This window comes from uncultured Dokdonia sp., assembly GCF_947496725.1.
Classification (GTDB): Bacteria; Bacteroidota; Bacteroidia; order Flavobacteriales; family Flavobacteriaceae; genus Dokdonia.
In genome coordinates this window covers 355,521-374,308 of the sequence record NZ_CANMDS010000003.1, presented here as the reverse complement: position 1 = coordinate 374,308, position 18,788 = coordinate 355,521, and the positions used below count along the sequence as shown (strand labels likewise).

The window sequence follows — 18,788 nt, the reverse complement described above, 5'->3', positions numbered from 1 at the left end:
AGCAAAAAAAATAACACTCTTACTACTTCATATATGAACAATTCTACTCATAAAATACACATCATAGGCGCCGGAATAAGTGGCCTCATTGCTGCCATACAACTGGAACAGAAGGGATATGCACCTACCATTATAGAAGCTACAGATCGTGCTGGTGGTCGTGTAAAGACAGATGTTGTAAACGGTTACCAGCTAGATCACGGTTTTCAAGTGCTACTAGACGCATACCCAAAAGCAAAGGAATATCTAGATTATAAGGCCTTAGAGCTACAATCTTTTTTACCAGGCGCTACCATATTTAAAAATCGTAAATCTCAATCTATAGGCGACCCTACACGCAGTATCAAGATGCTTATACCTACAATGACCTCATCTGTAGGTAAACTAGGTGACAAGGTTAAGGTACTTAAGCTTAATAAGGATTTAAAAAACAAATCTATAGAAGAGATTTTTAATACTCCAGAAAGCTCTACGCTAGTTTACCTGCGCAAGAGAGGCTTTAGCCAAGCGATGATTACAGATTTCTTTAAGCCGTTTTTCAGTGGTATTTTCTTAGAGACAGCGCTTAGCACCTCAAGCCGTATGTTTGAGTTTGTGTATAAAATGTTTGGAGAAGGGATGGCCACTGTGCCAAAAGCTGGAATAGAAGCAATACCTAAACAACTCTCTTCACAGCTAAAAAACACCACTTTTATGTTTAATACGAGTGTAGCAAGTGTAGAAGATAACACCATCACCCTCACAAACGGAACCGCCCTAGAGAGCGATTATACCATTATAGCTACAGAAGCTAGCCAGTTTATAGCAAACCTAAGAGGCCAAGAGACTCCCTGGAAGTCTTGTGTGAACCTGTATTACGAGGTAGAAGCAGTAGGGAAGAAGCAACCCTTGATCCAACTTGTAGCAGATGAGAATACGCGAATTAACAATCTCTTCTATGTAGATGCGCTAGAAACTGCAACTACTGGAGCAAAAAATCTACTCTCTGTAACCGTAGTAGACGATCAAGATTTATCTGAAAAAGCACTTGTTGCAACCGTTACTTCAGAACTTGCAACTTACTGTAATATCACAGATGTTACTTTCTTAAAATCATATGTGATTCCGCGAGCTTTACCTAAACTTGACAATTTACGTATGGATTGTGAAGCGTCTGAAACGCAACTTAAAGACACAATTTTTCTTGCTGGAGACCATCTTCTTAACGGCTCTCTTAACGCCGCAATGATCTCTGGAGAAAGAGCTGCTCAAGCTGTTATAGAAAAAATAGAAGGATTGCTACAGTAGTACATCATTTGTCTAAAACCCCCACTATAGACATTGTTTATAGTGGGGGTTTTTGATTAAACATATTTATTCTAAACACTTATAATCAAATACTTATAGGATTTATATAAAGTTTTTATTTAATACTAAATATGTGCTTTATAGAGAAACCCTATTACTCTCAAAATAGTGATTTTAAGTTAAAATTTAACGTATAAGAGATGTCTATACTGGGTTTTTGAGACCAATTGAGTAACATAGCAGCTTGTATATTTTATTAATAAATGAGGGTTCAAATTGTAAGTTTAGATTTCGATACCTTTATACCATAAACCCTTTTTTATGAACAGAGAAATTCCGAAAAATCATTACGACCTCATTTGTGTAGGTGGTGGAATTATGAGTGCAAATCTTGCACTTATGGCAAAGATGCTTAAGCCAGATTTGAGCATTTTAATTTTAGAACGTCTAGGTGATGTTGCTCAAGAAAGTTCGGCCGCTTGGAATAATGCAGGTACCGGTCACTCGGCACTTTGTGAACTCAATTATTGCCCAGAGCAAGAAGATGGTTCTGTCTCCATAAAAAAGGCTATAGAAATCTGTAAGCAATTTGAAATTACAAAACAGTTTTGGGCACATCTCGTAGAAAAAGGATTTATAGAGGATCCTCAGCGCTTTTTAAAACCCATACCACATCATAGTTGGGTAACAGGAGAAAAGAACGTCACGTTTCTTAAAAAGCGTTTTGAAGCCTTTAAAGAGCACTTTATGTTTGATACCATAGAGTATACAGATCAAATAAGTAAGATGAGGGACTGGTTCCCGCTTATAATGCACGATCGCACAGAAGATGAGGTAATGGCTGGATCACGTATAGATCGTGGCACAGAGGTTAACTTTGGCGTACTTACCAAGCGTTTATATGAAATACTAGCAACAGCGTTTGACACACCCGTACACTTTCATAAAGAGGTAGAAGATCTTGACCCGTTAGACAATGGTAACTGGACGGCAATTACAAAAGATCTTAAAACAGGTAAGAAACAATCTATAGAGGCAGACCATATTTTTATAGGTGCAGGTGGCGGTGCGTTGTTACTACTTGAGACTGTAGAGATAGAGGAGAAGGATGGTTTTGGCGGTTTTCCTGTGAGCGGTGGCTGGCTGGTTTGTAAAAACAAAGAGCTTATAGAGCAACACAATGCAAAAGTATATAGTAAAGCGGGAGAAGGCGCGCCACCTATGAGTATGCCGCACCTAGACACTCGCTATGTAGATGGTGAGAAGCAACTTATGTTTGGCCCTTTTGCTGGTTTTAGTCCCAAGTTTTTAAAGCAGGGGTCTAATCTAGATCTCGTAAAAAGTGTCAATTTTAAAAACATCCCTTCTATGCTAGGCGCTTTCTGGCATAATCTTGATCTTACTAAATATCTCATAGGCCAGGTCACGATGACCTTTGATGACCGTATGAACGAGCTACGTAATTTTATAAAAGATGCAAAAAACGAAGACTGGCGTATAGAAGTTGCCGGCCAGCGTGTACAAACCATAAAACGAGATGAGTTTAAAGGTGGTAAACTAGAATTTGGAACACAGATTGTAAGTGGTTCTGACGGTAAGATCACTTGTTTACTTGGAGCATCTCCAGGAGCATCTACCGCGCCCAAAATAATGCTAGACGTACTAGAGCAAGCCTTCCCAGAGATAATGAACTCCCCAGAAGGAAAGAAAAAACTTAAAGAAATTGTACCTAGCTACAAGGAAGAAATCACCAAAGAGCATTTTAATAAAGAATTACAGCGCACCACGGCTATTCTTAACTTATAAGTTTAATGACTAAGTATGCGACTACCTTTTGTATTGCTTATTTTGTCGTGAACTGCGAGCCCTTGGGCAATCAGCCGCCACGGTCTCGGCTATGAGTAGTTGCGTGGGTTAGCACTTAACTTTGCAAGTACACACCAAACTGAAAATCCGCGAGGATTTTCAGAAGTAGGCGAGAACAAGCAATTACTTATAGCCATTGTTGTGAGTAGTTCTTTATTTTTCAGATTCTAACATTTCGGAATAAGCTTCCAACATTCTGTTGGCCAAATCCCATTTTCCATTCATTTCTAGAAGAAGTCCGAGAGGATGAGCACCTTTTCTTTGAATTTTAGCTATAACCCAAAGTAAATATCCTAGAGTAATCGAAACATCTCCCATTCTAAAAGCGTAAACATTCAGTTTTCCAAAGAGAGAATATTTGGCAAAAAACAAGAAAGAAATATTGAACCAAGGTTTGGTTAAAATTTTTGAAGATAATGGTGGCTTGGTTGAAAGTAATGGAATTTCCCACCATTTTGTTTTTCCTTCTGGAAAGCATTCATCAAAATTTCTTAGAACTGCCAATGTTTTGGTATTTAAAAGTCAAATTGACTTTATAGCACTCAACACAATACACCTATTTAGTAAAGTAGATTTTGATAACATATATTGTGATACTCTGTCTATTAATGTCATTGCATATTCAATGACCAAATATTTAAAAAGATATAATCAGGATAAAGAAATTAATATTGAATCTTTTAAGTCCTATGACGGCTTGTACAACAGCCAATCCATCTTTTATGACAAATCTATATTTCTTATTTCAGCATCTACATCTGGTGGACTTATAAATTATATTCAAAAGAATCACCCTGAAATAGGTTCTGATGAAATATGCACTTTATATTATATGCCAATTGATAAGGACTCACCTATAATTCAAGAAAGAGTTTTATGTAATTTAGAGAGAAATGAAAAATTAAACTATGGCATTCCGCTATATGACCAATCAAAAAAGAATGAAAAATGCACCTATTGTGAAAACCATTCTACACCTATCAGTATTATAGGCGATTCTTTTAATTTAGATGAACCGGTAATTTATGCCAGAAATATAAGTGCATCTAAGTATATTTCAAAATCCTTGAAAAACTTTGTAGAAGTTTTTAAACTAAATAATGAGTCCGGAACATCTCTTAAGGTTTCATATAGTGAGGATTCGACTTCAAGAAAAAATTACAATCTTTATATAGATTACGAGAATATCATTAGAAATATTGCTAATGAAAGTTTCAAAAGTCATAAAAGTAAATTAGACGCTTACATAAATCAATACGTTCCAGCATCTATAACCCACGTAGTCCATCTTAATGACAAAGGTTCCGGGCTTTTGTCACAGTACATCAATAATAGAATTCAGGATTTCGCAAAAAATGAAGTCACTATAATTAATCAATCAGAATTGAAGGAAGATACTATTGCGAGTAGTTCTTCAGGCTCTATATTAATTGTGGGTTCTTGTATTTCAAATGGCAAAAATCTGCTTTATCTAAGTCGGTTTTTTCGGAACTATGAGAACATTAGGTTAATCTATTTTATTGGAATAAACCGAGTTAGCGACCCAAATAAATTTGCTGAGCTCAGAACTAATATCAAGTATGGTCTTTATGGTCCCAATAATAGTTCTTTGGTAGAGATTGAGACCATAAACTGCGATAATTCAAGTTCGAATACACCTTGGGAACAAGAACTCGATTATTTACAATCAGTTCAAGAAGAATTGGATGTGCCTTCAAAATTTATTAATGATAGGATTGATGTTTTGAGAGCATTTTCAGATTCTACAAATCGAGGTGGAAGCGAAAAAATCTTTTATTCAAGTATAGGAGGTAGTGAACTTGAAATAAGAAAAAACTCAGCTTTTTTTAACGATAATAAGTATTATCAAAATGTAACTCAATCTGACGTATATTTTACTATTTCCTGCGTTCTGAATAATATGCGTAATAATAATAAAGATGGGTTGTTTCAAACCAGTTTTGTGAAAAATGTTTTAGACCCTTTTGTTTTTAATCGTTTTAATGATGGAATAATTCAAGCATCTCTGTTTTGATACTGTACTTTCTGCAATAAATAGGTCTTTTGCAATATTTCGGTAGCTTGAATTACCCAATATCGACAAGGCAATTTCTATCTCTCTACGAGTTAAATCTTCATAGATGATTTTTCGTTCAATAGATTCGTCACGTTGTTTTTCCTTTAATGCAAACACTTCATACATTCTATTATTGTTCTCTATGAAGTACAAGTATCTATCTGTTTCAATCGCAGTTATGGCAAAGAAAGCCAAGTTCATTACGGTAAATGTTATCCACTGATAATCGCCAATGACCGTGCATATAGGCAAAAAAGCTATACTGCCAACGCTTACCATTGAAAGCTTGTTTCGCCTCAATATGAAACGATTTGGATTGCTGGGATTAGATATACGACGGTAGAAAATAAACAGAAAAACAAATGCAATAACGGATATTGGTATGGTAAACAGAAAGCGAGCGGAATTAAGCGAATCTGTCAAAAAGTACGGAATGAGAAACAGTACCACAAAACTCACGCTTGCGAGTATAGCAAGGTTTCTTATGGACGAATTGAATTTCAAAACAACAATATCGTATTCTTTATAGAGGTAGTAAACGATATATACACACAATGCTATGGCTACACCATACGTGATAATATATTGTAAAATGAAAGGGCCTGGGAAGTTGTCAATTGGTAGGAAACCGCCAGTTGCGTTATAGGCTACAAACAAAATTCCAAGGTATAGAAAGCGTCTTAGACTACTGCGCGTTTTCTTTCTGGAAAAGTAAATAGTGAGCAATACTATGAACGTATCTATTAATAGATAGAAAAAGGTTGTCCAATGTATCGCTGTACCAAACATTTATTCTACTTCTCATTGTGCTCAAATTTGTTGGTTTCTAAATTCTTGAAAACGTTGTTCCAATTAAAAATTTGTCCGTTCATAGCAATATAAACATCCGGTTTTAGAAGCTGTAGTGAGCTAATTGCATACCCTAAATTAAACGGCGCATCTGTATCTGCAGATGAGCCTAAAATGAAAGACCCAACCAAAACGATTGTCTTATTCAAATTGAGTTTTCCTATATAATTTGCGGTATCTTCCATTGTGAAAGTACCGTGGGTAATCAGTATCTTAGTCGCATTAACTTCCTTTATCTTGCTCGTCAATAGCTTTCTGTCATCATCTGTTATAGCACGACTGTCTTTTTTAAAGACATTTTCGATAGTGTATTCAAAATCGATATTTGCTTTATTCAAAAAATCTTCAATCCCTACATTGGATGAAGTAATGCCACTATCATCAATATAGTCCAACCCTTCGATTGTACCACCAGTTGTGAGAATGTGAATCATAGATTTAGACTTCTTATCACTTATAAAGATAACGTTAATTTATTTGAGAGTATTTTTTTGCTTAGTCAGAGTAAGGCCTCTAAGAATCCTTCCACTTCATTTTCTGCAATCTAATGGCATTAAGAATAGCGAGTAAAGCAACACCTACATCTGCAAAAACAGCTTCCCACATTGTTGCTAATCCACCTGCACCAAGAATTAGAACTATTACTTTTACACCGAAGGCCAAACCAATATTTTGCCATACGATACTTCGAGTTGAACGACCAATTTGAATCGCTCTTGCAATCTTACTCGGTTGGTCTGTCTGTATGATAACATCAGCCGTTTCGATAGCTACATCGCTTCCTAAACCACCCATCGCAATACCTACACCACTTGCTGCCAAGACTGGTGCATCATTGATGCCATCACCAATAAATGCTACTTTTGTATCAGGTTGTTTCTTCAGTTCTTCAACTTCGTTTAGCTTGTCTTCAGGTAACAGACCACCTTTTGCCCAATCGATATTTAACTCTTTTGCAACTTGTTGCGTAATAGAGTCCTTGTCGCCTGATAGCATTATAATCTTAGAAATTCCTGCATCCCTAATTTGTTTTATAGCTTGGTGTGCATCATCCTTTAGTTCATCTGCAATGGTTACGTAACCTGCAAATTTCTCATCAATGGACACCATAACAATTGATTCTACAATACCATCCGTTTCCGAAGGAACTTCTATGTTGTTTAAAGTCATCAAAGCTTTATTACCTACCAACACCGTTTTCCCATTAACTGTTCCCTTCAATCCCTTTCCGGCAACCTCTGAAACATTAGTCGCTTCATAATCCGAACCGTCTGCTTTGTATTCGAGAATCGCTTTTGCAATAGGATGGGTAGATTGTTCTTCCATCGCCATCAGGTATTTCATAAACTCGGCTTCCTCAAATGTGATGGAATTGATTTCCTTGATTTTGAAAACCCCTTTGGTAACCGTTCCGGTTTTGTCCATTACGACCGTGTTCACTTTGGTCATTGCATCGAGAAAAGATGCACCTTTGAATAGAATACCGTTTCGGGATGCCGCACCCAATCCGCCGAAATAGCCCAAAGGAATAGAAATAACCAGCGCACACGGACACGAAATCACAAGGAATATCAATGCTCTATATAGCCAATCTCTAAACACATAATCATCTACAAAAAAGTAAGGCAAGAATGTCAGGCCGATTGCCAAGAATACAACGATTGGTGTATAAATCCGCGCAAATTTTCTAATGAACAATTCGGTCTTTGATTTTCTGGCAGTTGCATTCTGTACCATATCCAGAATTCGTGCAATGGAACTATCCTTAAATTCTTTAGTAGTCTGAATTTCAATTACACCATCAAGGTTGATACTTCCAGCAAAAACAGTATCACCTTTAGCAATAGTATCAGGTTTGCTTTCGCCTGTCAAGGCAGCAGTATTTAAAGAGCCCTTTTCAGAAATTAAAATGCCATCAAGCGGAACTTTTTCGCCAACACGGACCTGAATCTTTTCGCCAATCTCAACGGTCTCGGGATTTACGGAAATAAAATCGTTATTACGATAAACCAAAGCTTCATTTGGTCTTACATCCAGTAAAGCTTTAATGTTTCTTTTGGCACGGTTGACGGCTGCATTTTGAAATAGTTCGCCCACAGCATAAAATAGCATTACGGCCACGCCTTCGGGATATTCGCCAATGGCAAATGCCCCTAAAGTGGCAATCGACATTAAGAAAAATTCTGTGAAAAAATCGCCATTTTTAATACTGTTCCAACCTTCCCTTATAACAGGAAAACCAACGGGTATATAGGCAACGGTGTACCAGACCACTCTTACCCAGCCTTCAAAAAAAGGAAAGGTGTCAAAGTAATCAACCGCAATCCCGATAATAAGCATCACAAAGCTGAAAATTGCGGGCAGGTAAGTCCTAAAATTGGAAACATCTTCGGGACTGCTATGGTTATGGCCATCGTCGTGACTGTGCTCGCCTTGGTGTTCTTTTGGTTCTAAGTCACGTAAGTTTATTTTTTTCTTTTTCATTATGTTGGTTTGTATTGGTTTAAAATGATGCTTAAATCTTGTGGAAGGTCCATCTTTTTAAGTGGTGGAACATTGGAACCACCTGTATTTCCAGTTGGTATATGGTCGATAAAGGATTTCCACCCACCGACAGCTAATCGAAGTAATTGCCCTAATACTTCTTTAGTATTTTTTTGTCTGAAGCCAAATTTGAGCATCAGCCAATGAGAATAAGTATGCTCATAGGGATAAGCTTGACCAAGTATGTGAGAACGTTCCAAGTGCTTCCACGCAACGGTGTACTCTTTTTGATTTAACGATAGGCGATATAACGACAATTCGCTTTGATAATGCTCTTTTAAACCTTTTGGGATTATGGTGTTGAATTTCATTACTGGAATTAAGATTTAATCCAGACCATAGCCTGAGTTCTGTTTTCTATTTTAAAATACTTTAATTCCGAGCTTGTGAAGAAGTCAGTTGCTTTTGCAGCCCATTCCTGCCACTTCTTTTCGCCTACAAAAGCTATTTTTCCATAGTCTGAAATATGTGCGCTGTCCACTTTAATATCTTCCCAAAATCCCTTGAGTGTATAACCCTCAAAGTCTTCCATTTCAAAATAGAAATCTACTTTTTTCCCTTTTTCAATTATATTATGAATGAGAGGATGGATTTTTTCAACATCATTTTTTGAAATCTTTCCACTGATTTTAGCAGAAATCAAATTATCTTTTTCTGTATTTAATATCCGTATCATAGTTTATTCCATTTTATAAATTGCACAGAATATACTGGAAATATTAGTGCAACGGAAGTGCATTTTTTATCCGCTACATTTTTCGCAAATTCCTTTTATGACCAAATTCGCATCCTCAGCTATATATCCATCGGGCAAGTTGATATGCGGAATTTTTTGTTCGGTCAGACAAACGGTTTCTTCACAGTTGCCGCAATGAAAATGCAGGTGCAAATCTTGTTCAAGTTCACAATTGCAACCAGGTTCACATAAAGCATATTTTGAAATATTAGTGCCATCATCAATTTGGTGCACAATACCCTTTTCCTCAAAGGTTTTCAACGTCCGGTATAACGTAGTCCTGTCCGCTTTCGCGAAAGCGTTCTCAATATCGGTTAGGGCGACTGCGATTTCTTTATCGGCCATATATTTATAAATCAAGATGCGCATAGCCGTAGGACGCACAGTTTTGCTTTCTAATGTTTTTTCTATTTCTGTCATCTTATGATGGTATTAATATATTTAGTGTGAGTGTTCTGCTTCGCCCTTTTTCATTTCTGCCATAATGTAGTAGGCATTATTAAAGGCATATTGTGTATCAGGTTCTTGTTCCATTAAAAAATCTATGGCAATCCACTCGCCATCGTGAGTGCCTTTTGTGACTTCTACGGGCATAAACTTCCAATCCTCGCCTTCCTTTTTTGCTGTAAACACAAATGACTTTTCGCCATCGGCTGCAATGGCACTTTCAGGGATTGCCGTGGTCATTCTATTGTCAGTTTGGATGCGCCCTTGTATGTACATTCCCGGTATTAGATTGCCTTGCTTGTTCTCAATTTCTGCGTGTACGTGCAATGCTTTGGGGTTTTGCTCAAAAGTTTTTCCAACGGAATAAATTTCTGCGGTCAATTCTTGGCCCTGATTGGATTGTACATTAAAAGTAACCATCTGCCCTTTTTTGACTTTATACACATCCTTTTCAAAGACCATCAAATCTGCGTGAACGTGATGGGTGTCCACCACTTCCATAAGGTCGGTTTGCGGTTCTACGTACTGACCTGTTTTTACTTCTACTTTTTGAACGTATCCTTCTATGGGGCTGCGCAAGGCCACACGCTGATAAATAGTTCCCTTTCTAACGCCAGAAGCGCTAACATTTAGTTGTTGCAGCTGCGCTTCCAGACCTTTGGCCATACTTCGGGATGCTTCATATTGTGCTTCTGCTTTTTGAAAATTGGCACCGCTGCCTACACCAGCGTCATATAAAGTCTTTTGTCTTTCAAATTCCTTTTTAAGATATTGGCTATTGCTATACGCATTCAGATAATCCGTCTGTTTTTGAATGATATTGGGATGGGATAAATAAGCGACCGTTTGCCCTTTGTTGACCTTATCGCCCTCGATGACCTCAATGGAAACCACATTTGCACCTATGACCGAAGTGATAGTCGCTTCATTCTGAGGTGGAACTTCCAGTTGGCCATTTGCTTCCACATAACCGCTCATATTTCGCATATGTAGGGTGTCGATTTTCATTTGTAATGCATCGAACTGTTTGGCCGTAAGCATCACTTCTTCAGCTTCGCCCTCTGTGTGTGCTTCTTCCATTTCGGAATTTCCCTCATCGTTTTCGGCAGTCTCGGTTTTAGAGTCGCCGCAAGCTGTTAGACCTAAGAGCATCGTAAATAATCCGATAACTGTATATTTAGATAGATTTTTCATTTGTTATTGTTTGAAATATTGTAGTTCGAAAACTGATTTTAAATAATTGTCGAGAGCGTCCAGCGCATCCATTTCCGTCTGAATGGCATCCCGTATAATTTGCGTGAACGCTGCATAGTCCACCGCCCCTTCTTTATAGGCGAGCAATGCACCTTTGCGCTGTTCTTCTGCAAGTGGTAAGGCTTTATCACTATAAAAAGCCCAAGAGCCTTCCCATTTTTGATAAGCTTGTATTGCCTGCTGATATTCAGATTGCAGTTGCCATTGGGTAAAATCTGCATTTGCTTTTGCGATTTCGTTATCTATTTTAGCGGCCTTTGCTTGGCTACGTACCGTACCAGAAAAAAGAGGAATAGAAATACCTGCCTGATAGCTATAAAACCCATTATTGCCGTTTACCCTTTGAAGTCCGCCCTGTAAGTTGAAATTGGGCATCAAATCGGAACGCGCTGCATCATAGTTAGCTTCTGTTTCAGTAATGCGCTTTTGCGAAAGTTGTAGTTCAGGGTGGTTGCCTAAATCGGTTTCCATTCCCAATACGGCAACCTCACTTCCGTCTAAAGTGTCAGGAACGGAATAATACGTGTCCGATACCAACCAAAGATTCAATTTTTGCAGGGCAATGGCATAATCGCTTTCTGCCTGTTGCAATTTGTTACTGATTTGCAAGGCTTGATTTGTGGCCGATGAATATTCCAGTCTTGAAATAGCTTCCACCTCAAAGTTGAGTTGAATGGCCTTTTCAAATTGTGAATAGATAGAATCCAGTTCACGGTACAGTTCAAATTTCTGTCGTTGCTGATAGGCTTGAGACCAAGCCTTTTTAACTTCCCGTTCTACCTGAAGTTCAGAAAGGTCAAGAGCTGTTTCCGCCAAAGCGATGCGCTGTTTTTGCAAACGCTTTTTAGCACCGATACCGAATAGGTTGATATTCTGCTGTCCTAAACCAACCAAAGTGTAAATACCCTGACTATCCGAAATTTCCTCGCCACCCGTAAACACTTGGGTATTTCCAAAATCGTAAGCTGTACCCTTTAGCACAGTTTGTCTTTGAATTTCCAACTGTTTCGTTTTCAAGAGCGGATAGTTTTCCTTGGAAATTTCTACCGCTTTTTCCAATGATATAACTGGCAGGGAATTATTCTGAGAAGCTTCTTGTGCCTTAACGAAAGTAGATGTAAAAAGTAAACAGACTACCGCAGTTGCAGTAACGAATTTTGGATTGACTTTCATCTTACGTTCCGAGCGTTTCTCGAACAATTGATAAAAAATAGGAAGAATAAAAAGTGTCAAGAGCGTGGAAGTTAGCAATCCACCAATGACAACGGTAGCTAATGGTCGCTGTACTTCAGCCCCTGCCGATGCTGAAATGGCCATAGGAAGAAACCCTAATATATCGGTCAAGGCCGTTAGCATAATAGGACGAATTCTACGTTTAGTACCTTCTATAATTCGCTGTCTTAAGTCGGTAACGCCTTCTTCTTTCAGCTCGTTTAGTCCACTTATCATTACTAATCCGTTAAGTACCGCTACCCCGAATAGCACAATGAAACCTACCCCTGCGGAAATGCTAAAAGGCATATCCCGAAGCCATAGGGCGAACACACCGCCTATGGTCGCCATTGGTATGGCCAGATAAATCATTAAGGTCTGCGGAAAAGATTTTAATGCGAAATAAATCAGGATAAAGATTAGTATCAAAGCAATTGGGACAACAGTTTGCAACCGATTACTGGCACGTTCGAGATTCTCGAATGCACCACCATAACGAATATAATATCCTGGGGGAAGGTCGAATTGGGTATCCAATTTTGCTTGAATTTCTTCGACAACAGATTTGACATCACGGTCACGAATGTTGATACCTACGTATGTTCTGCGATTTGTATTATCACGGCTTATTTGCATTGGACCGGATTCGTAGCTCACGTCCGCGATTTCCCGAAGTGGGATTTGCGAACCATTAGGAAGATTTATGAACAGGTTTTGGATATCGGCAATACTTTCCCGATTTTCTTTTTGTAGGCGAACAACCAAATCGAACCGCTTTTCGCCCTCGAAAATAACACCTGCTTTTCCACCTGCAAACGCTGCTTGTAACACACTATTGAGCTGGTTAATTTCCAGTCCGTATTGCGCGAGCTTGTTTCGATTATAGTTAACCGTAATTTGCGGAAGGCCATCGGTTGCCTCTACTTTCATATCTGCAACACCGGGAACGGTCGCTATGATTTTGCCCATTTCCTCGGCCTTACTTGCGAGTATATCCAAATCTTCCCCGAACAACTTGATAGCGACATCTTCACGAACGCCTGTAAGCAATTCGTTGAATCGCATCTCGATAGGTTGTGTAAACTCAAAATTAACACCGGGAACTATGCTAATGGCATCCTTCATTTTTTCCAACAGTTCATCCTTACTCTCAGCGGATGTCCACTCATCGCTTGGTTTAAGGATAACGAATACATCGGCAATATCCATCGGCATCGGGTCGGTAGGCACATCTGCTACACCGATACGGCTGATGATAGTTTCTACTTCTGGAAATTCCGCTTTTACGATACGCTCGATTTTTGTCGTGGTCTCAATGGTCTCAGTAAGAGAACTGCCAGGCTTTAAAATGGCGTGGAAAGCAATATCGCCTTCGTCCAATTGTGGTATGAATTCGCCGCCCATTCTGGTAAAGGCAAAAATAGCAACTACAAAAAGTGCAACGGCAATGCCGATAATCACTTTCCCTCTGACAAGTGATTTAGTCAGTAGCGGCTCATACTTTCGCTCAACCCAATGCACAAACTTATCGCCATAAGACTGTTTTTCAGATTTTGGTGGTCTTAGGAAAAGAGCTGAAATCATTGGCACGTAAGTCAGACAAAGTAGCATTGCCCCAATCATCGCAAAGATGAAGGTCAGCGCCATAGGCTGGAACATCTTGCCCTCGACACCTTCGAGAGCCAGAATAGGAAGAAAGACAATAAGAATGATGAGCTGACCAAAAAAAGCGGCATTCATCATCTTTTTTGATGACTTCGCTGCGATTTCATCTCGTGTTTCAGAACTTACAGCTTTCTTTTTCACTACATAAGAGTACATTAAGAAAACGGTACTTTCCACAATGATGACTGCACCATCTACGATGATACCGAAATCGATAGCCCCTAAACTCATTAAGTTAGCCCATACGTCAAAAACGTACATCAAAATAAAAGCGAACAATAAGGAAAGGGGAATGGTGGATGCAACGATTAGACCGCCACGCCAATTACCCAAAAGTAACACCAAGACAAAAATTACAATGAGACCACCTTCCAAAAGATTTCCGGTTACTGTTCCCGTGGTTTCCGCAATCAATTCGCTACGGTCAAGGAAGGGTTTAATGCTTACCCCATCTGGAAGGGATTGCTGAATCTGTTCCATCCTTTGGGTAACATTTTTAATTACTTCGTTGCTATTAGCCCCTTTCAGCATCAAAATCATTCCACCCACGGCTTCGCCCTTTCCATCTTTAGTCAGCGCACCATAGCGCACGGCACTTCCCATAGTAACGTTACCTACATCCTTTATTTTAATGGGAATGCCGTTGACAGTTTTGACAACCATATTTTCGATATCCGAAACGGTTCTCGCCAAACCTTCGCCACGTATGAAATTGGCTTGATGGTTACGTTCAATATAGGCACCGCCAGTATTCTGGTTGTTATTTTCCAAAGCGGAAAACACATCCGAAATCGTGATACCAATGGCGCGAAGTTCATCAGGGTCAACAGATACTTCGTACTGCTTTTTGTTTCCACCAAAGGCATTTACTTCGACCACCCCAGTTACCATAGCCATCTGCCTACGGACAATCCAGTCTTGAATCGTTCGCAGTTCCGTGGATGAATACTCGCCTTGGTGTTCTTTATCAACTTCAAGGGTGTATTGATAAATTTCGCCCAACCCTGTTGAGATAGGTCCCATAGAAGGTTTGCCGAAGCCCATTGGTATTTGTTCCTGTACTTCTGTCAGTTTTTCGGCAACGAGTTGTCTGGGCAAATACGTTCCTACATCATCATAAAATACAATGGTTACAACAGAAAGCCCAAAACGAGAAATCGAACGGATTTCTTTAACGTTGGGCAGATTGCTCATAGCCACTTCGACGGGATAGGTTACAAATTGCTCAATATCTTCTGTCCCCAGATTGGGCGATTGCGTAATAACTTGTACTTGATTATTTGTAATATCGGGTACGGCATCAATGGGAACTTGGGTCATACTATAAATACCAGCACCTATTAATGCAAGTGTGAGTAGCCCAATAATAAATTTGTTATTGATTGAAAAATCAATGATTTTATTAATCATAAATAGGGTATTAATTCAGTTTAAATTCTCTTTAGGTACATTGCAAAAAATGCAATGCACGATTTTGACGAATCTAAAAACATAGAAACGTCAGAACAGGATATAGTTATCCTATGAAAACTGAATTATACCCGAGGGGGTTGTAAAAGGGAATGTGGAATGTCTTTGCCAAGATTATCGAAATGGGCAAAGAATTCGTGAGGAATAGCAGGCTGTAGCGGTTGAAACGCAACCAACCCAAAATTTATCGTGTGAACGTGGCAGCAATGACATTGGCAAAAAGGCGAACATAAGTCGTTATCGCTGTGTTCGTGGTCTGCATCTGCCGTTAGTGAATATTCAATTTGCGTATCATCACTATCGACTACTGTATCAGCACAAGGCGCAAAGTTGAGCGCCAAGAAATAAATGGAAAGTATGATTGTAAATAGTTTCACATTACAAAGATAAAAATATTTTGGTGCAACTGTGTTGCAAATGATTATTACAATGACTCAATCACACTACCACAGGTTAACATTGCATCACCATAGTAGGGGTTTTTTATTTCTTCTTCAGTACTTAACCAAACTGCACCTTTATTGTTGTTTGCCATCGGGCATTTTTGGATGAAATAATTGTTTAAATTTTGAATACTCATAGCAATAGGCACGATATTCTCGTTTAGGATGACGAAGTGAGAACGCTGATTTTCCAAAATATCATTGTTTGCGATGGCATCCAGCATCTCTATACTTTTGGTTAGGTGTTGTTTTTCCATCTTGCCTAAACCTTCTGTCGATATTGTTTTTAATTTTTCTGTTGTCGCTTTCGCAAAAACGGAAACCTGACCAGCATCGCTTGCCACTAAAGCGTCTTTCATTTTGAGATACGACGGTAATGCTTCACTAAAGTCAGAACTAAACGCATTACTGAAACTCATTTCCATATCGCCCATCATAGCTGATTCGTCCTGCATCATCTGCTGATTCATCATCGATTTCTTACCCTGCAATTGCGCAGCTGCATCTACTGTAAACGTTCCATTAGTTACTATTTCATCGCCATTATTCAGTCCAGCTGATACTTGGTAATTCTCACCAGAGCGATTGCCCAAGGTAACTTCACGCATTTCAAAAACAGGTTCATTAGGATTGGTTTTTACGTATACCAATGAACGCTCGCCAGTCCATAGTACAGCACTTGCTGGAACAGAAAGGGTGTTTTCCATAGTTTGTGTTGCGCCTTTCACTTTTCCAGACACAAACATTCCTGGCTTAAATAGGTCGTTTCGATTTTGTAAGGTTGCACGCACCGTTACTGTACGTGTGGCATTGTTAAGCATAGGGTCGATGAAAGAGATAGTTCCTTCAAATTCCTTATTGGGATAGGCATTGGTCGTAATGTTGATTTTTTGCCCAACTTTGAATTGTGCTATCTGATTTTCATAGGCATCAAATTCTGCCCAAACCGAATTAAGATTGCTCAACTTGACAATAGGCTGTCCTTGATTAACATAATCGCCTTGTGCTGCCATTACTTCTGAAACCGTTCCTGAAACAGTTGCATAAATCGGAAAGTTCTCACGTACCGTTCCACTTTCTTCAATAGAATTAATTTGTGAGTCCGAAAGTTTCCAATTTATTAGTTTATTGCGCACAGCTTTGTATAACGCTGGTTGCGATGTTTTAAGCGATGCTGCGGTAATTAATTCTTGCTGTGCCGCTACAAGGTCTGGTGCGTAAATGGTTGCCAGTAACTGACCACGGTTTACTTGCTGACCGTCATAATTAACATTAAGTCGCTCAATCCTTCCCTTAAAATAACTGGCTTGCACGGTATTGTTTTCTTCATTTTGCGCAATTTTTCCCGAAAGGGATATCATACCGTCATCATCGCTGAATTGTGTATTACCTACGATAATGGTCTGGATATTTGCCAACGCCATTGCGTTTTCGGTCATTTTAATCTCGTTCAATGCGAGTCCTTCAGCACTTGATTCGGCAGGAATCAAGTCCATTCCACATATAGGGCAATCGCCAGCTTCGGGTTGCATTATCTGTGGGTGCATTGAACACGTCCACATTTGGTCTTCGGTTTTACCAGAATGGTCGTGTTCTGACATTTCAGACATATTCTTATTTGAATCACTTGACCCATTTCCAAAAATGAGCCAGCCTGCGCCCAAACCTACGATTACGGCTATTGCTATATATAAAATGTTCTTATTCATAATCTTATTTTTCGTTTTCTAAACGTTCAATCATTTCTTTCATTTCGGCAATTTCTCGTCGTTGTGCCTTAATAATATCTTCTGCCAGTTTCTTAACTTCTGGGTCTTTAATATTGGCACGTTCACTTGTTAATATTGCTATTGAGTGGTGTGGTATCATTGCTTTCATCCAGAGTACATCGCCTACGGTTGACTTTTGGTCACGTACAAGTCCCAATGCACCTACAAAGAGAACGATACTTCCCAAGACTATGGCGATATTCTTCTTTTTATTTTGGTACATACCACGCATTGCCACAAACATAATGATGGCCATTGCAGCGATACCAAGGCAGACCATATAAAATCTCGTTAGGCTAAACCAAACGTGGTCCCATTCATAGGTGTTTAAATACATAGTAATGTACATTGCTACAAAAGAGCAAGCAAGCATCGCTACAAAACGTGTATAATGATTTTTTGATTTTCCTGAATTTGTGTGTTCGTTTGCATTCATAATTTTTGGTTTTTTTGTTACTAATTATTTAATTTTCTTTTTTAGTTTTCTGATTGATGGGGAACTGATATACCACAAAACGAAACCGCTTAAGACGGTTATCAATCCCAAAAGTGAAAATGCCCTTAATAGTAAGGTGTTGAAATTATCCCTTCCCTGATAATCCATCGTATGGGTCATCCAAAGAAAATCAAACCAGCGCCAGTCTCTATGTCTTACCGTTTGAAAAGCGCCATTTTCAACTGCCACATAGGCTTTTAAATTTTGTGGTATCTCATAAGAAATTTCATAGGCTGGAAGTGGGCGACCGCGATATTCGTGATGTGGTCCTACAGAATCGACTAATTGAATTTTCGCTATTTCTAAATCGTTCAACATATACCTATTTGCAACTTGTTGAGCTTCTTTTTTAGAAATCCCATTTTTCCTTTGTCCTGTTCTGGCATTATAAAGCTGTGCTTCATTAATCCAGTAGTAAGGTTCATTTGCTATTTCCAGTAGTTCCAAAGATTGAACGGGTTCTATTGCAGCAAGTTGGGATGTGCCGAGCAAATCATTAAAAGAGGCCTGCACAGGTGCCACTTTCTTAAAATGGTCACCGTGTATCTCGTCGATGTCCGTCCAGCTGAAATACATCCCGCTAATTGTCCACATCAGAAACTGAATACCTAAAAAAATACCCAAATAGCGGTGCGCTTTTCTAATCCATTTCGCTGTTTTTCGGTTAACCATA

Annotated in this window: 16 protein-coding genes; 3 read left to right on the top strand and 13 right to left on the bottom strand. The window is 38.9% G+C overall.

Features of this window, described 5'->3' with window-relative positions:
* The first annotated feature begins 33 nt into the window (after positions 1-33).
* On the top strand, positions 34-1,287 hold the full coding sequence (locus Q0948_RS08545) for an NAD(P)/FAD-dependent oxidoreductase (RefSeq protein WP_298350541.1): 1,254 nt from the start codon (positions 34-36) through the stop codon (positions 1,285-1,287).
* Positions 1,288-1,608: 321 nt separating this feature from the next.
* Positions 1,609-3,093: a malate dehydrogenase (quinone) gene (gene mqo, locus Q0948_RS08540; protein ID WP_298350543.1), complete on the top strand. Its 1,485-nt coding sequence runs from the start codon at positions 1,609-1,611 to the stop codon at positions 3,091-3,093.
* Between the two features lie 213 nt (positions 3,094-3,306).
* Here the strand turns inward: mqo and Q0948_RS08535 are convergent, their stop codons facing one another.
* Positions 3,307-3,471, bottom strand: coding sequence for a hypothetical protein (locus Q0948_RS08535; protein WP_299231373.1), 165 nt, complete (start codon positions 3,469-3,471; stop codon positions 3,307-3,309).
* 40 nt (positions 3,472-3,511) lie between these two features.
* Here Q0948_RS08535 and Q0948_RS08530 point away from each other — a divergent pair, with 40 nt between their 5' ends.
* On the top strand, positions 3,512-5,188 hold the full coding sequence (locus Q0948_RS08530) for a hypothetical protein (RefSeq protein ID WP_298350545.1): 1,677 nt from the start codon (positions 3,512-3,514) through the stop codon (positions 5,186-5,188).
* Here the strand turns inward: Q0948_RS08530 and Q0948_RS08525 are convergent.
* The 12 genes from Q0948_RS08525 to Q0948_RS08475 form a co-directional block, all read right to left on the bottom strand.
* Positions 5,129-5,887 carry a LuxR family transcriptional regulator gene (locus Q0948_RS08525; RefSeq protein ID WP_298350547.1) on the bottom strand — a complete coding sequence of 253 codons (759 nt, stop codon included), beginning with the start codon at positions 5,885-5,887 and terminating at the stop codon, positions 5,129-5,131. The two genes, Q0948_RS08530 and Q0948_RS08525, sit on opposite strands and share 60 nt — an antisense overlap.
* A gap of 137 nt (positions 5,888-6,024) precedes the next feature.
* Complete coding sequence (locus Q0948_RS08520; protein ID WP_298350549.1) at positions 6,025-6,513, bottom strand: asparaginase domain-containing protein; 489 nt, start codon at positions 6,511-6,513, stop codon at positions 6,025-6,027.
* A 79-nt stretch (positions 6,514-6,592) separates the two neighbouring features.
* Entirely contained in the window at positions 6,593-8,563 is a 1,971-nt protein-coding gene (locus tag Q0948_RS08515; protein ID WP_298350551.1) for a heavy metal translocating P-type ATPase, read from the bottom strand.
* On the bottom strand, positions 8,563-8,934 hold the full coding sequence (locus Q0948_RS08510; protein ID WP_298350553.1) for a DUF3703 domain-containing protein: 372 nt from the start codon (positions 8,932-8,934) through the stop codon (positions 8,563-8,565). The genes Q0948_RS08515 and Q0948_RS08510 overlap by 1 nt, the downstream gene beginning before the upstream one ends.
* 8 nt (positions 8,935-8,942) lie before the next feature.
* On the bottom strand, positions 8,943-9,299 hold the full coding sequence (locus Q0948_RS08505) for an STAS/SEC14 domain-containing protein (RefSeq protein ID WP_298350555.1): 357 nt from the start codon (positions 9,297-9,299) through the stop codon (positions 8,943-8,945).
* Between the two features lie 66 nt (positions 9,300-9,365).
* Positions 9,366-9,779 carry a transcriptional repressor gene (locus Q0948_RS08500; RefSeq protein WP_298350557.1) on the bottom strand — a complete coding sequence of 138 codons (414 nt, stop codon included), beginning with the start codon at positions 9,777-9,779 and terminating at the stop codon, positions 9,366-9,368.
* A gap of 21 nt (positions 9,780-9,800) precedes the next feature.
* On the bottom strand, positions 9,801-11,000 hold the full coding sequence (locus Q0948_RS08495) for an efflux RND transporter periplasmic adaptor subunit (protein WP_298350559.1): 1,200 nt from the start codon (positions 10,998-11,000) through the stop codon (positions 9,801-9,803).
* A gap of 3 nt (positions 11,001-11,003) precedes the next feature.
* A complete protein-coding gene (locus Q0948_RS08490; protein ID WP_298350560.1) occupies positions 11,004-15,347 on the bottom strand; it encodes a CusA/CzcA family heavy metal efflux RND transporter in 4,344 nt (1,447 codons plus the stop codon).
* A gap of 125 nt (positions 15,348-15,472) precedes the next feature.
* Complete coding sequence (locus Q0948_RS14940; protein WP_363317812.1) at positions 15,473-15,784, bottom strand: DUF6660 family protein; 312 nt, start codon at positions 15,782-15,784, stop codon at positions 15,473-15,475.
* A 47-nt stretch (positions 15,785-15,831) separates the two neighbouring features.
* A complete protein-coding gene (locus Q0948_RS08485) occupies positions 15,832-17,559 on the bottom strand; it encodes an efflux RND transporter periplasmic adaptor subunit (RefSeq protein WP_298350561.1) in 1,728 nt (575 codons plus the stop codon).
* Between the two features lie 4 nt (positions 17,560-17,563).
* On the bottom strand, positions 17,564-18,055 hold the full coding sequence (locus tag Q0948_RS08480) for a DUF305 domain-containing protein (RefSeq protein WP_298350564.1): 492 nt from the start codon (positions 18,053-18,055) through the stop codon (positions 17,564-17,566).
* Positions 18,056-18,079: 24 nt separating this feature from the next.
* The gene (locus tag Q0948_RS08475) at positions 18,080-18,787 is read right to left on the bottom strand and encodes a PepSY domain-containing protein (protein ID WP_298350566.1); all 708 of its coding nucleotides are present in this window, start codon (positions 18,785-18,787) and stop codon (positions 18,080-18,082) included.
* Position 18,788: the final 1 nt, after the last annotated feature.

What these genes read in the sequence shown, in the direction of transcription:
- Q0948_RS08480 (WP_298350564.1), bottom strand. Translation starts at nt 18,055, where the DNA reads ATGAATGCAAACGAACACACAAATTCAGGAAAATCAAAAAATCATTAT.
- Q0948_RS08510 (WP_298350553.1), bottom strand. Translation starts at nt 8,934, where the DNA reads ATGAAATTCAACACCATAATCCCAAAAGGTTTAAAAGAGCATTATCAA.
- Q0948_RS08515 (WP_298350551.1), bottom strand. Translation starts at nt 8,563, where the DNA reads ATGAAAAAGAAAAAAATAAACTTACGTGACTTAGAACCAAAAGAACAC.
- Q0948_RS08495 (WP_298350559.1), bottom strand. Translation starts at nt 11,000, where the DNA reads ATGAAAAATCTATCTAAATATACAGTTATCGGATTATTTACGATGCTC.
- Q0948_RS08520 (WP_298350549.1), bottom strand. Translation starts at nt 6,513, where the DNA reads ATGATTCACATTCTCACAACTGGTGGTACAATCGAAGGGTTGGACTAT.
- Q0948_RS08475 (WP_298350566.1), bottom strand. Translation starts at nt 18,787, where the DNA reads ATGGTTAACCGAAAAACAGCGAAATGGATTAGAAAAGCGCACCGCTAT.
- Q0948_RS08500 (WP_298350557.1), bottom strand. Translation starts at nt 9,779, where the DNA reads ATGACAGAAATAGAAAAAACATTAGAAAGCAAAACTGTGCGTCCTACG.
- Q0948_RS08535 (WP_299231373.1), bottom strand. Translation starts at nt 3,471, where the DNA reads ATGGGAGATGTTTCGATTACTCTAGGATATTTACTTTGGGTTATAGCT.
- Q0948_RS08490 (WP_298350560.1), bottom strand. Translation starts at nt 15,347, where the DNA reads ATGATTAATAAAATCATTGATTTTTCAATCAATAACAAATTTATTATT.
- Q0948_RS08545 (WP_298350541.1), top strand. Translation starts at nt 34, where the DNA reads ATGAACAATTCTACTCATAAAATACACATCATAGGCGCCGGAATAAGT.
- mqo (WP_298350543.1), top strand. Translation starts at nt 1,609, where the DNA reads ATGAACAGAGAAATTCCGAAAAATCATTACGACCTCATTTGTGTAGGT.
- Q0948_RS08505 (WP_298350555.1), bottom strand. Translation starts at nt 9,299, where the DNA reads ATGATACGGATATTAAATACAGAAAAAGATAATTTGATTTCTGCTAAA.
- Q0948_RS08485 (WP_298350561.1), bottom strand. Translation starts at nt 17,559, where the DNA reads ATGAATAAGAACATTTTATATATAGCAATAGCCGTAATCGTAGGTTTG.